The 13,013-nt window shown below is 72.3% G+C and carries 9 protein-coding genes and 2 pseudogenes; 6 read left to right on the forward strand and 5 right to left on the reverse strand.

Annotated elements, in window-relative coordinates:
• Positions 1-140: 140 nt before the first annotated feature.
• A pseudogene (locus ACFP2T_RS02990) lies at positions 141-1,460 on the reverse strand (glutamyl-tRNA reductase); the annotation flags it as partial.
• Positions 1,457-2,332, reverse strand: a complete 876-nt coding sequence (locus ACFP2T_RS02995; RefSeq protein WP_377416939.1) for a redox-sensing transcriptional repressor Rex — start codon at positions 2,330-2,332, stop codon at positions 1,457-1,459. The gene ACFP2T_RS02995 and the pseudogene ACFP2T_RS02990, both read right to left, overlap by 4 nt.
• Positions 2,333-2,879: 547 nt before the next feature.
• On the opposite strand from ACFP2T_RS02995, the gene ACFP2T_RS03000 reads away from it, so the two are divergent.
• Both ACFP2T_RS03000 and ACFP2T_RS03005 read left to right on the forward strand, forming a co-directional pair.
• Positions 2,880-4,193 carry a sensor histidine kinase gene (locus tag ACFP2T_RS03000; RefSeq protein ID WP_377416941.1) on the forward strand — a complete coding sequence of 438 codons (1,314 nt, stop codon included), beginning with the start codon at positions 2,880-2,882 and terminating at the stop codon, positions 4,191-4,193.
• A 350-nt stretch (positions 4,194-4,543) separates the two neighbouring features.
• Positions 4,544-5,209 carry a response regulator transcription factor gene (locus tag ACFP2T_RS03005; RefSeq protein ID WP_377417867.1) on the forward strand — a complete coding sequence of 222 codons (666 nt, stop codon included), beginning with the start codon at positions 4,544-4,546 and terminating at the stop codon, positions 5,207-5,209.
• Between the two features lie 38 nt (positions 5,210-5,247).
• Here ACFP2T_RS03005 and ACFP2T_RS03010 read toward each other — a convergent pair whose 3' ends face one another.
• From ACFP2T_RS03010 to ACFP2T_RS03020, 3 genes are read right to left on the reverse strand one after another with little or no spacing between them, the layout of a single operon-like run.
• On the reverse strand, positions 5,248-5,889 hold the full coding sequence (locus ACFP2T_RS03010; protein WP_377416943.1) for an HAD family hydrolase: 642 nt from the start codon (positions 5,887-5,889) through the stop codon (positions 5,248-5,250).
• Positions 5,890-5,910: 21 nt separating this feature from the next.
• Positions 5,911-6,165 (reverse strand): glutaredoxin family protein, encoded by a 255-nt coding sequence (locus tag ACFP2T_RS03015; RefSeq protein WP_377416945.1) that lies wholly within the window; start codon positions 6,163-6,165, stop codon positions 5,911-5,913.
• Entirely contained in the window at positions 6,155-7,840 is a 1,686-nt protein-coding gene (locus ACFP2T_RS03020; protein ID WP_377416947.1) for an AMP-binding protein, read from the reverse strand. Before ACFP2T_RS03020 ends, ACFP2T_RS03015 begins: the two co-directional genes overlap by 11 nt.
• 734 nt (positions 7,841-8,574) lie before the next feature.
• Between ACFP2T_RS03020 and ACFP2T_RS03025 the strand changes: the two genes are divergently transcribed.
• The 4 genes and pseudogenes from ACFP2T_RS03025 to ACFP2T_RS03040 all read left to right on the forward strand — a co-directional run bounded on the left by ACFP2T_RS03025 (position 8,575) and on the right by ACFP2T_RS03040 (position 12,986).
• Positions 8,575-9,483, forward strand: coding sequence for an ECF subfamily RNA polymerase sigma factor, BldN family (locus tag ACFP2T_RS03025; RefSeq protein WP_377417868.1), 909 nt, complete (start codon positions 8,575-8,577; stop codon positions 9,481-9,483).
• A gap of 256 nt (positions 9,484-9,739) precedes the next feature.
• A pseudogene (locus ACFP2T_RS03030) lies at positions 9,740-10,651 on the forward strand (DUF5667 domain-containing protein); the annotation flags it as partial.
• Positions 10,652-10,962: 311 nt separating this feature from the next.
• Entirely contained in the window at positions 10,963-11,847 is an 885-nt protein-coding gene (locus tag ACFP2T_RS03035) for an HAD family hydrolase (protein WP_377416949.1), read from the forward strand.
• Entirely contained in the window at positions 11,844-12,986 is a 1,143-nt protein-coding gene (locus ACFP2T_RS03040) for a hypothetical protein (RefSeq protein ID WP_377416951.1), read from the forward strand. The genes ACFP2T_RS03035 and ACFP2T_RS03040 overlap by 4 nt, the downstream gene beginning before the upstream one ends.
• Positions 12,987-13,013: the final 27 nt, after the last annotated feature.

Below are 13,013 nucleotides of genomic sequence, written 5' to 3' on the forward strand. Positions count from 1 at the left end.
TCTCCTCCCGATTGCTGTCGGGGCACCGGGGCGCGCAGCGCGGGGCCGCCAGGGTCTCCCTGGCCGCCCAGGCCCGGCAGCTCACCGAGGCCGGGCAGGCCGGCGAGACCGGACATCCGGTTGTTGCCGGGCACCGCGGCCAGTTCGGCGGCGGCCAGATCCGGCACGGTGTCGGCCTGCGAGGTGACCGGCACCTCAAGATCAAATAGCTCGCGGAGCAGCGCGGCGTACTGGTCGCCGCCCGGCTCGGCGGCGAGCTGGCGTACCCGCACGGTCGGCGAGTGCAGCAGGCGCTGCACCACCCGGTGCACCGTGTGGCTCACCTCGGCGCGCTGGTCGTCGGTCAGGTCCGGCCGGCGCTGGGACAGCCGGCGCAGCTCGGCGGTGACCACCTCGTCGGCGCGGGCCCGCAACGCGGCCACCGTCGGCGCGACGTCCGCACCGCGCAGCCAGGTCAGGAACGCCTCCACCTCGGCACCGACGATCCGGGTGACGGCGGCGGTGTCGGTGGCGGCCGGGCCGATCGGCTGGGCAGCGGCCAGTGCGTCCATGTCGATCACCACCACGCCGGGCAGTTCCGCGATGCTCGGCTCGATGTCCCGGGGAACCGCGAGGTCGAGCAGGACGAGCGGATCCGGCCGCTCGGACGCGCGTTGTCGCAGCGCCCGGGTGACCGTCTCCCGGGTGAGTACCGGCTCGATCGACGCGGTCGCGGCGACTACTATGTCCACTGTGGAAAGAGCGCTGGGAAGTTCGGCGATCGGCACCGCCGTCGCGCCGTACGCCTCGGCCAGCCGCAGGGCACGATCGGCGCCCCGGTTGCTCACCCCCACCGGCCCGGCGCCCCGCCGGGACAGCGTGGCCACGGCCAGCGCGCCCATCGAGCCGGCCCCGACCACCAGCACGGGACGCCCCTCGATACCGCCACCGAGGTGCGTGGCGGCCAGGTCGAGCGCGGCGGTGACGACGCTCTGGCCCGCCCGGTCGATGTCGGTCTCGGCGTGCGCCCGCTTCCCGACCCGGAGGGCCTGCTGCATCAACTCGTGCAGCAGCCGGCCGGGCGCGTCCGCCTCGCCCGCGACGTGGTAGGCGTCCCGGATCTGGCCGAGGATCTGCGCCTCGCCGACCACCATCGAGTCGAGCCCGGCGGCGACCCGGAAGGCGTGCTCGACCGCCGCGCCGTCGTAGTGCACGTAGAGATGGTTGGCCAACTCGGCCGGGGCACAGCCGGCGTGGCTGGCGAGCACCGCGCAGATGTCCCCCAGCCCGCCGTGGAAACCGGTGACGGCGGCGTACACCTCGACCCGGTTGCAGGACGACACCACGACGGCCTCGCCGACGTACGGCTGGGCGAGCAGGCGTTCGAGGAACTCCGGCAGTTCGGTGCTGGCGACGACCAGCCGTTCCAGCGTGGCGACCGGGGCGGTGCGATGCGATGCACCGACGACGAGCAGGTTCATGATCCGACCGCCTCCGCATTCGTCGACCGGAGCGATCCGGTGGGCGCGGGCTCGGTGGTGCCGGTGGCCGCGAGTCCACCGGGCAGGGCCGTCAGACCCGCTCCCGCCGAGCCGCCGAGCGCGCCGTTCGGCGCCGCCAGTCCGCCACCGGTGGGTGGAAGCCCCGGCCCGGAGGCGGGTGGCAGGCCGGTCAGCGCCGCCTTGCGATGCTCGTGGAACGAGAGGATCTGCAGTTCGATGGCGAGGTCGACCTTGCGCACGTCGACCCCGTCGGGCACCGCGAGTACGCACGGCGCGAAGTTGAGGATGCTGGTGACCCCGGCGGCGACGAGTTGATCCGCGACGCTCTGCGCGGCGGTCGCCGGAGTGGCGATCACCCCGATCGCGATGCGCTCCTCGGCGGCCACCCGGGGCAACTCGTCGATGTGCTGGACGACCAGGCCGTTGATCTCCTCGCCCACCCGGGCGGGATCGGCGTCGAACAGCGCGGCGATCCGGAATCCCCGGCTGACGAAGCCCGCGTAGCCGGCCAGGGCGTGACCGAGATTACCCACTCCGACCAGGGCGACGGCCCGGCGTTGGGTGAGCCCGAGCACGAACTCGATCTGGTCGATCAGCAGCGCGACGTCGTAGCCGACGCCCCGGGTGCCGTACGAGCCCAGTTGGGAGAGGTCCTTGCGCAGCTTGGCCGAGTTGACGCCGGCCGCCGCGGCCAACTCCTCGCTGGAAACCGTGTCGTTCCCGGTTTCGGCGAGATTGTGCAGGGCACGAAGGTATTCCGGGAGCCTGGCGACCGTCGCCTCGGGAAGATCCGGAAGCGCCGGCACCGCACCGGCTCGGCCGGGCGTGCCTACGGGGCGGTGCTGACTCATGCGACTCCGTGCCATGCGATCCTCGACCAACCGGATCGGCGGGTCATTTCGGGACACCCGCTCGCGACCGCTGTGACCGGCTGTGCTAGCAGGGCTCGTCGGAGTAACAGAGTAGGCGCTTGTGAAGACACGCACAAATCGCGATCTTGATAGATCGCGATAACGCCTCACCTGGGCCTCCACTTACAAGATCAGTGAGCGACCCATCCGGAGTCGTCACGGCGATTATTGCCCAAGTCCGACTTATCTAGCCAACTCGCCGCTGACACGCCGCCGCTCGGCCGCACACTTCCGCCAGGCCAGCATTCTCGGCGCGGCACGGATTTCGTTTGGGCCGGTCATCTTTCGTCAGCGACAATCGGAACCGGCCACCGAATTCCCGCCCCGGATTCCGGCCGCCGGACCGGCACGGCATCCGGCCCGGACCGCCGCCGGCGGACCGCCGACGACGAGGGCGAGGACTCCTCCCCTGGTGGGGACAGCCCTACCCGAAAGAGGCCAGCCGATGGGATGGGGACCAACCGCGTAGATGCCTAGCGTCGAGAACATGACCACCACCGCCACCGCCGTGGGCGCAGGCGCCGAGCCGGGCGTCGGCGCCAGCCGCAGCGTCCTGCGCCAACTCGCCATCGACTCCGGCTACATACTCCTCGGCTTCCCCCTCGCCCTGGCCAGCTTCATCGTGCTGATCGTCGGGTTCTCCCTCAGCGCCGGCATGATGGTCACGGTCACCGGGCTGCCGATCCTCGCCGGGACCCTCTACGCGGCCCGCAGCTTCGCCGACATCGAACGGCTACGGATGCCGGCGGTGCTCCGGCAGCCCCGGGTACGCCCGAACTACCGCACCGTCGAGCCGGGCGCCAGCGCGTGGCGGCGGATCTTCGTACCGATCACCGACGCCCAGTCCTGGCTCGACCTGGCTCACGGCGTCCTCAAGGTGATCATCGCCGTCGGCACGTTCGTGATCACCGTCGTCTGGTGGGCCGGCGCCATCGGCGGTTCCCTCTACTGGGCGTACGACTGGACCCTGCCGACCGGCCCGAACGACGAGGGGCTGCACGAGCTGCTCGGGCTCGGCGACACCCCGGTCGCCCGGATCGGGCTGAACACCGCGCTCGGGCTGTTCTTCCTGATCACCCTGCCGCTGGTGGTGCGGGGCTGCGCCATGATGCAGGCCTCGTTCGGCCGGGCGCTGCTCACCGGGGTCGCGGAGATGCGCAACCGGATCACCGTACTGGAGGAGCAGAAGCGGGCCGCCGTCTCCGCGGAGGCCACCGCACTGCGCCGGCTGGAGCGGGACATCCACGACGGGCCGCAGCAGCGGCTGGTCCGGCTCGCCATGGACCTCAGCCGGGCCCAGCAGCAGCTCGCCTCGGATCCGGACGCGGCCCGGAGGACCCTCGACGAGGCCCTCACCCAGACCCGGGACACCCTCGCCGAGCTGCGCGCTCTCTCCCGGGGCATCGCGCCACCGATCCTGGTCGACCGGGGGCTGCCCAGCGCCCTCGCGGCCCTCGCCGGCCGTGGGTTGATCCCGATCGACCTCACCGTCGACCCGCAACTCGGAACCCGGGACGGCCGCCCCGACCCGGCGGTGGAGAGCACTGCCTACTTCGTGGTGGCCGAGGCCCTCACCAACGTCGCCAAGCACAGCCGGGCCACCGAGTGCTGGCTCACCGTCACCCGCGCCGACCGGACGCTGCGGATCGTGGTGATCGACGACGGCGAGGGCGGCGCGCACCTGTCCAAGGGGCACGGCCTGGCCGGTCTGGCCGACCGGGTACGAGCCAACGACGGCACCCTCAGCGTGCTCAGCCCGCCCGGCGGGCCGACCGAGATCAGGGCCGACCTGCCGTGCTGAGCCCGACCTACCGCGCGGAGTTGACCTACCGGGCCGAGCTGGCGAGCTGGGTCGAGCTGGCCGGCCCGACCGAGCCGACCCGGCACGCCGCCGCCAGTGGCCGGACCCACCCGATCTCCTGGACCGAGCCCATCTCGTGGACCGAGCCCGCCTCCTGGACCGAGCCCGTCTCCTGGACCGAGCGGCACCGATCCGCGCCGGTAGGCAGGGCCGAACCGATACCGTGGGGTGAGTGGACCGGCCCGACCCCACCCGCCCCCGGAACCGTCCGGCTAGTCGGCGGCCCCGGTCAGGTGGTGCCCACGGCATACCCCCGACCCGTGGACGATCCCGGGATGGTAGACAGCAGCATGCGTGTAGTGATCGCCGACGACGCGGTCCTCCTCCGGGAGGGCCTGGTCCGCCTGCTGACCGAGCACGGCCACGACGTGGTGGCGGCGGTCGGTGACGGTACGTCGCTGGTCGAGGCCATCGTCACCCACCGCCCGGACGTTTCGATCGTGGACGTACGGATGCCGCCGTCACACACCGACGAGGGGCTGCGGGCGGCGGTGGAGGCCCGGCAGCGGGTGCCCCGCACCCCGATCCTGGTGCTCTCGCAGTACGTCGAGGTGTCGTACGCCGACGACCTGCTCGCCACGGTCAAGCCCTCCGGCGGCGCCGGTGGGGGTGGCATCGGCTACCTGCTCAAGGACCGGGTGGCGGCGATCGACGAGTTCCTCGACGCGGTACGCCGGGTCGCCACCGGGGGCACGGTGCTCGATCCCGAGGTCGTCGGCCAACTGCTGGTCCGGCGGCGCCGCGACGACCCGCTGCGCGAGCTGACCCCACGTGAGCGGGAGGTGCTCTCGCTGATGGCCGAGGGCAGGTCCAACACCGCCATCGCCCGCGCCCTGGTGGTCAGCGACGGCGCCGTGGAGAAGCACGTCCGGAACATCTTCACCAAGCTCCAACTGCCGCCGGACGAGGAACAGCACCGGCGGGTGCTGGCGGTGCTCGCCTATCTGCGCGGCTGACCCGCTCGCCTAGCTGCGCGGCTGACCCGGCCGACCGCTCAGTCCAGTTTCGCGGCCAGTTCGACGGCCTCGGTGAGCGAGTCGGCCACCGGCCAGCCGCTGGCGCGCAGCCGGGCCGAATCGGTGAAACCACCGGTGTAGAGGACACATCGGGCACCCACCGAGTCGGCGGCCTCGGCGTCGTCGATCGAGTCACCGATCAGGACCGTCGTCGGGCCCTCGACGCCGAACGCCGTCAGGTGCCGGGCCAGGTGCTCCGCCTTCCGTTCGCCACCCACCGTGCCCCGTAGCCCGTCGACCCGACGGAACATGGTGGTCAGGCCGTACCTGTCGACCGCCGGGACCAGCTCGTCGTGGAACCACATCGACAGCAGCGACTGGGAGCCGGTCCAGGACCGGATCGCGGTGACGGCGTCGGCCGCCAGCTCGCAGCTCGCCAGCCCGACCCGGTACGCGTCGTGGAAGAGCTTGTCGAGCCGGCCGAACTCCTCGGCGTCCAGCACCCGGCCGAGCACTTCGGCGTAGTAGTCCGCGATCGGACGGCGGAACTGCGTCCGGTGCTCCTCGGCCGTCACCGCCGGCCCGCCGGCACCGGCCAGGGCCACGTTGGTGGAGGAGACAACCAGGCTCAGGTCGTTGAGCAGGGTGCCGTTCCAGTCCCATACCAGGTGGTCGCGCATTCGAGCACGATACGCGGCGGCTCAGTCGCGTGCTGCGGACAGGTCCCGCAGCAGCCGGTCCTCCTCGACCCGCCAGTAACCGTGCTCGCGGCCGTCGAGCAGCACGACCGGCAGCCGGTCACCGTACTCCCGCTCCAGTTCGAGGTCGCCGGTGACGTCGACCTCGGTCCACCGGTCCCCGGTGACCGCCGCCACCCGGTCGACGGCCTCCTTGGCCACGTCACAGAGGTGGCAGCCGGGCCGGGTGATCAGGGTCAGCCTCGGCTCACTCGTCACCACTGCCCCCCGACTTCCGAAGTATCGACCTGCGCACCCGGCCGATCGCGGAGAGCGGCAGGGACTCGACGAACTCTATCCTGCTCGGGCACTTGAACCTGGCCAGGCTGGCTGCGCAGTGCCGGGACAGGTCGGCGGCCGAGACCGTGCCGCCGGGGGCCCTGACGACGTACGCGACGACCGCCTCGCCGGCCAGCGGGTGCGGTACGCCGAGCACCGCCGACTCGGCCACCTCGGGATGGCCGCCCAGCACCCGCTCGACCTCCTGCGGGTACACGTTGAACCCGTTGACCAGGATCAGCTCGCCGAGCCGGTCGACCAGGAAGAGATCGGAGTCGACGTCGGCGTAGGCGATGTCGCCGGTCCGCCACCAGCCGTCGGCGTCCGGGCCGTCTTGCCCGTCCGGCCAGTAACCGGAGAAGAGGTTGGCGCCACGAACGACGATTTCGCCCGGGTCGGTGCCGGGCGAGGAGAACTCCAGGTCGAGTTCATCGCCATCGTCCTCATTGTCCCCATTGTCGCCCGGGTCAACGGTGGAGCCGTCCCGCCAGAGAACCTCGTCGTCGCGCCCGACGAGCCGCAGTTCGACGCCGGGAATCGGTCGGCCGATCGAGCCCGGCTTCGCCGCCGGACCGGCCAACGTGGACGTCAGCACCGGGGCGGTCTCGGTCAGCCCGTAACCGACCTGGATCTGCCGGCCGGTCGCCTCGGCGAACCGGGCCGCGCCGCCGACGGCCAGCGGGGCGGCGCCGCAGATGGCGACCCGTACCGACGCCATGGCCGTGCGCAGCGCCGATCCGACGGGCACACCGGCCGCCGCCGGGGCGTCGGGCAGCAGAACCCAACCGAGGAACATCGACGGTACGCCGACCAGCACGCTCACCCGCTGCCCCGCCACCACCGCCAGTACGGCGTCCGCGTCGAACCGGTCGACGAGCACACCACACGCCCCGTGGTACGCCACCGCGCCCAGCCCGGCGTTCAACCCGTACGCGTGGAACAGCGGAAGGGCGAGCAGCACCCGGTCGTCCGGCCCCACCACCGACGGCTCGATCCGGTCGATCTGCTCGTGGTTGGCCAGCAGCGCCCGGTGGGAGAGCATCGCGCCCTTGGGCGCCCCGGTGGTGCCGGAGGTGTAGAGCAGTACCGCCACCGCCTCCGCATCCGTCCCGATCGGTGGGTCGGCCGGTTCGGCCGGCACCCGCGTCGACCCGCTCGCCGGATCCGGGGCGGTCGGCAGCGTGGTGTGCACCTCTACCAGCGCCGGAAGCTCGGCGGCGATCCCGGCGATCGTCGCCCGGACCTGCTCGGTACAGATCAGTATCGCCGCCCCGGAGTCCGCCAGGATGTGCCGCAGCTCCGGACCGGTCAGCGCCGGATTCACCGGTACGGCGACCAGCCCGGCCCGTTGGATGCCGAAGAACGCGACCGCGAAGTCGGGCGAGTTGGCCAACGCGATGGCGATCCGGGCCGGATGTCCGGCGCTCGGTCCGGGGGCGCGGCGGCGGAGCGCGTCGGCGACCCGGTCCACCGCCCGATCCAGTTCGGCCCAGTCCATCGTGCCGTCCGGCCAGACGAGGGCGGTTTGGCCACCTCTGGTGGTGGCGGCCAGGCGTACCCGGTCGGCGAGGGTCACGGCGGGCGGCTGGGCCGGGGTGCTCGCTCCATCCTGCACGGTCGCTGAGTCTGACACAGTGGCGCGACGGCCGGGTGCTCGTACCACCCGCCGTTCCAACGGTCGCACATCCGACCACCCCGGACTCACGGCACGGACCACAGCGGACCGGACGGCCTCGCGGGATTTTCTCGACTTCGAGGCGGTGCCGGGGTACCGTCCACGAGACCGTAACGGGTTTCGCGATACCAGCCACAGGACCGGGTGGCTCTCCATTAGCACATATACAGCGGCACGCCCAAGGCGTGCCGCCATCTGGCGTTTTTGGACGTTTTCCCTGCTCAGGACGCCTGTCGTAGCACTGTCCGGGATCTGACAACGCACAAGCGGTGCGCCCTAACGGGTGTCTTTCGGGAAATACTTTGGCTCTGTGTAACGGACTTGCCGCGTAAGGGTGACGTTGGCCCTATCATCACTCGGGTCGGCTCACCCCTTTTGACGTGAGTCGACACCCCTCAGCCCGAGGAGGCCGCCGTGCCTGTCAGAGCACTGCACCAGCAGCTGTGGGGCGTGTGCCGTCGTACGGCGCACCCCGGAACCGTCGTATCGGATCGCACCGATCCCGGCGGGGGTACCGCCACCACCGCGGGCGGGCCCCGGCAACCGGCCCCGCGGCCCCGGCCGGCCGGGGAGGTCCAGTGAGCACATACGGATATGTTGACGGAACGGCCCGTGGCCAGGTCCGCAACGCCCGCTTCGCCCTCACCGAGGGTCTGAACCAGCTCCGCACGTCCATGGGCGACGTCCGCGCGTCCATGGACGACATGCTGAGCCTGGCGGTGCGGGGCGACGGCGGCTCGAAGCGTACCCGGAACCGTCCACATCCGAACGAGACGCCGACCCGGCAGAACACCCCGGGCGGCAACGCCAGACCGGTCGGGGGCCGGGTGGCGAGCCCCACCCGGCCGGCCATGCCGGCCCAGTCGGGGTCCGGGCCGGCGCCGACCGAGACCGGGCCCCGGCCGGACAGTCCGGACACCGAGACGGCGATCCTGCCGGTCGTACCGGCCACCGAAGAGTCGACCGGTTCCGGCGGCGGATCTCCGACCGGCTATCCCGACCGGCCCGACCCGTCGGATCCGGCCCGGGAGGTCTGGGCGCTGGTCGAGCGGGCGCAGGCGGGCGAGCCCGAGGCGTTCGGGCTGATCTACGACCGGTACGTGGACACCGTCTTCCGGTTCGTCTACTTCCGGGTCGGCAACCGGCAACTCGCCGAGGACCTGACCTCGGACACCTTCCTCCGGGCGCTGAAGCGGATCGGCAGCTTCACCTGGCAGGGCCGCGATCTGGGCGCCTGGCTGGTCACCATCGCCCGGAACCTGGTCGCGGACCACTTCAAGTCCGGCCGCTACCGCCTGGAAGTTACTACGGGTGACGTTCTGGATGCGGACCGCGAGGATCGTGGGCCCGAGGGGAGTCCGGAGGCGGCCGTCGTCGAGCACATCACGAATGTCGCCTTGCTGACCGCCGTCAAACAGCTCAACCCCGAGCAGCAGGAGTGCATCGTTCTGCGATTTCTACAGGGTTTCTCGGTGGCGGAGACCGCTCGGGCGATGGGCAAGAACGAAGGTGCGATCAAGGCGTTGCAGTACCGCGCGGTCCGGGCCCTGGCCCGGCTCCTGCCGGACGGCTTCCAACCGTGAAGCGCTCCCACGGCCACCGGAGCGGCCGGGTGACACTCCTCACTCTTCGTAGTATCCACCCGCCGATGCCCGTAACCGGTCGCCCCCGCCGACCGTTTGTCCCGGTGCGACCGGTAGTTGCCCCGGGTTCCCTCCGGCCGGTCGGTTGGTCGGATCGTTGATCCGGCTGCGGATGCCGCAGCCTGATCCTGCGTCAGCCACCGTCGCACCCCGACGGCGACGACGTCGACCGCGGCGTCGCGACCAGCGAAGGGAGGTGTCGGCGGTGAATTGGAAAACGTTCTACCGCCAGCGCGCCGAGCGCTTCGCGCAACTACTCGACGAAGCGAACGGGGCCCGTCGCCACCACATCCGGACCCGAGTCGACACCGACCTCGCCAAACCTGTGGCGATCGGGCAACGGCTCCAGGACGTCCGCTCCACCGTCGAGGTCGATCCCGACTTCCGGGCCGGCCTGCGGGCCATGCTGGTCGCCACCGCCGAACGCGAGGGGATCGGCGCCACCGCCACCGCCACCACCACCGCCGATCCGATAGCCGACGGCACCGACCGACCCGCGGCAGCGCGGACCGGACGCGCCGTCGGCCGACCCGCGCTCCGTGATCCCGGCACCCGGACCCGAGCCAGGGCCCGCGGCGCGATCGTGATCGGGGTCGCCATCGGCGCGATCGCCGTCTCCGGGATGTCCGCCGCCAGCGAGAACGCCGTCCCCGGCGACGCGCTGTACGGCATGAAGCGGCACACCGAACGGGCCCAACTGGCCCTCGCCAGCTCCGACCTCAGCCGGGGCCAGCTCTTCCTCGACTTCGCCCGCACCCGGCTCGCCGAAGCGGTCGCGGTCGGCGGCCAGAGCTACGGCTTCTCCGCCGTCCTCGACGACATGGACGCCGACACCCAGCAGGGCATCAAGCTGCTCACCACCGCGGCGGTCCAGCGCCGGGACCCGGCCGCGCTCGACGCCGTCGACGCCTTCGTCCGCCAGCAGCGTCCCCAGGTCGCCAGGCTGTTCGAGGGCACCACCCGGGCCACCCGCGAGCGGGCCGACGACTCGGTCAACCTGCTCGACTCCGTGCAACGCCGGTCGAACGGGCTCCGCGACGCCCTGGCCTGCGGCGCCGGTGCCACCGGCCGGGCCGACCTGATCGGGCCGCTGCCCCGCGCCTGCCCGCTCGGTCGGGACTCGGTGGACCCCTCCCCGCAGGCACCTCCGGAGGAGGATGCCAGCGACCGTAGCCAGAGTGAGCCGCCCCGGACCACGGAGCGCGCGACCCCGACCCGCACGCCCGTCCCCTCGCCGACCCAGGAACAGCCGGCCGTCCGGGACAGGCCCGCGGACCCGGCGCACCGCTCCGGCGGCTGACCCGTCCCGGCGGTACGACCGCCACCAGGTCCGGACCACCGGTCGGCCCGGACGCCAGGTGCGCCCCCGCCACTGGAGCTACCCTCGCTGTGAGTACGCATGAGCGAGGGGGTCCCCGCGTGGTCCGCACCCGCAAGGTGACGGTCAGCACCGACGAACACGGCCACACCGCAGGCTGGGCGGCGTCGGGGCTGGACACCACGCTGCCCGTACCGGTCGGTTCCGCCGACGACCGCGCCGCCGGCTTCTTCGACGTGGACAACACGGTGATGCGGGGCGCCTCCATCTACTGGTTCGCGCGCGGACTGGCGTCCCGGAACTACTTCACCACCTCCGACCTGGTCCGGTTCGCCTGGCAGCAGCTGCGGTTCCGGGTACTCGCCACCGAGCATGCCGGCAACATGTCGCAGGCCAAGGAGGCGGCGCTGGCGTTCGTGGCCGGTTGGCGGGTCGAGGACGTCGAACGACTCACCGAGGAGATCTTCGACGAGTTGATGGCCCCGAGGATCTGGGCCGGTACCCGGGCGCTCGCCCAGCAGCACCTGGACGCCGGGCAGCGGGTGTGGCTGGTCACCGCCGCCCCGGTCGAGATCGGCCGGGTCATCGCGATCCGTCTCGGGCTCACCGGCGCGATCGGCACGGTCGCCGAGATCCGCGACGGCGCCTACACCGGCCGCCTCGTCGGCGACCTGATGCACGGGCCGGCCAAGGCGGACGCGGTGGTGCAGCTCGCCGCGGTGGAAGGACTCGACCTCGACCGGTGCGCCGCGTACAGCGACTCGGCCAACGATCTTCCGATGTTGTCCGCCGTCGGACGGGCGGTCGCGATCAACCCGGACAGCGCCCTGTGCCGGGTCGCCCGGGACCGTGGCTGGTCGGTGTACGACTTCCGGACCGGCCGGAAGGCGGCCAGGATCGCCGTACCGTCGACCGTCGCCGCCGGTGTGCTGGCCGGCGCGGTGACCGCCGGCCTGGCCATGCGGCGACGCTGGCAGACCAGGTGACGATCGCCGGTCTCCGGCCCCGGATCCAGGCCCGGCTCGTCCGCGCCCAGCGGTCCCGGCTGGTCGGGCTGGTCGTCGCGCTGACCGGCGCCCTGGCCCTGATCGCACTGCCGCCCGCCACCGGAAGGCAGCCCGCCGTCGCGTCCGAGCTGACCACCATCGCGCAGGCCTGGCCGGACGCCGAACGGACGGACCTGCCGGTCGGCCTGGCCGACGGGTCGGCGTACACCCCGATGCTCTTCTTCGACCTGCGGGAATCGCTCGGCACCGCGCCCAGCCCGGACGGGACCCGGCTGCGCCTCGTACTCCGGTCCGTGGACGGGGCGGTCCGGGAACTGCGGCGGCTGCCGGTCGACCGCGCACCCCAGTACTCCGGCCTCACCCGGTCCGGCGACGACATCGCCTGGGCCGAGTCGACCGAGGACCGGCAGGGCCGGGCCCGCACCGAGATGTGGACCGTCAACCTGCGCTCGGGGCAACCGGCCCGCCGGCTCACCACCGACACCGGTGAGGTGATCTTCTTCAACTCCGCGTACGACATGGTGCTCGACAGGGGCCGGCTGCGCTGGGCCTCGGTGGCGCCGGGCGAGGAGACGGCGACCGAGATCCGTTCGGTGGCCCTGCGCGGTGGGCCGGTCGAGGTACGGACCGAACCGGGGGCCTGGGCGATGTCGGCCCTACCGTGGCTGGTCAGCGCCGGCAGTGGCGAGAGCGGGCCGGTCCAGCTGCGCAACCTCGACGCCCGGACGGTTGTCGACGTCGGGGCGTCCGAGTCCGAGTTGATCACTTGTAGTCCGGCCTGGTGCCGGGTGCTGGCGATGTCCGGCAGCGGTCCCAGCCGGATCGAGCTGATGCGCCCCGACGGCACCGATCGCCGGCAGGTCGCCGATGGAACGGCCAGTGCCTCGGTGATCGACGTCGGGGCCCTGGACCGCTTCGAGGTTCTCTCGCTCGCCGACGCCGAGCGCGCCGCCGCCGGCACCCAGCGGTTGCTGCTGCACGACCTGCGCGAGCGCCGGACCGTGGTCGTCGCCGAGGGCGTCGGGATGGTGCTGTGCCGGGACGGCGTTCTCTGGTGGTCGACCGGCGAGACCGAGACGACCGGCTGGCAGGCCGTCGACCTCCGCAGCCTGCGCTGAACCCGCGCTGGCGGCGGGTGGCGGTCC

The organism is Plantactinospora solaniradicis, assembly GCF_042658085.1.
Lineage (GTDB): Bacteria > Actinomycetota > Actinomycetes > Mycobacteriales > Micromonosporaceae > Plantactinospora > Plantactinospora solaniradicis.

What these genes read in the sequence shown, in the direction of transcription:
- ACFP2T_RS02995 (WP_377416939.1), bottom strand. Translation starts at nt 2,332, where the DNA reads ATGAGTCAGCACCGCCCCGTAGGCACGCCCGGCCGAGCCGGTGCGGTG.
- ACFP2T_RS03000 (WP_377416941.1), top strand. Translation starts at nt 2,880, where the DNA reads ATGACCACCACCGCCACCGCCGTGGGCGCAGGCGCCGAGCCGGGCGTC.
- ACFP2T_RS03005 (WP_377417867.1), top strand. Translation starts at nt 4,544, where the DNA reads ATGCGTGTAGTGATCGCCGACGACGCGGTCCTCCTCCGGGAGGGCCTG.
- ACFP2T_RS03010 (WP_377416943.1), bottom strand. Translation starts at nt 5,889, where the DNA reads ATGCGCGACCACCTGGTATGGGACTGGAACGGCACCCTGCTCAACGAC.
- ACFP2T_RS03025 (WP_377417868.1), top strand. Translation starts at nt 8,575, where the DNA reads ATGGGCGACGTCCGCGCGTCCATGGACGACATGCTGAGCCTGGCGGTG.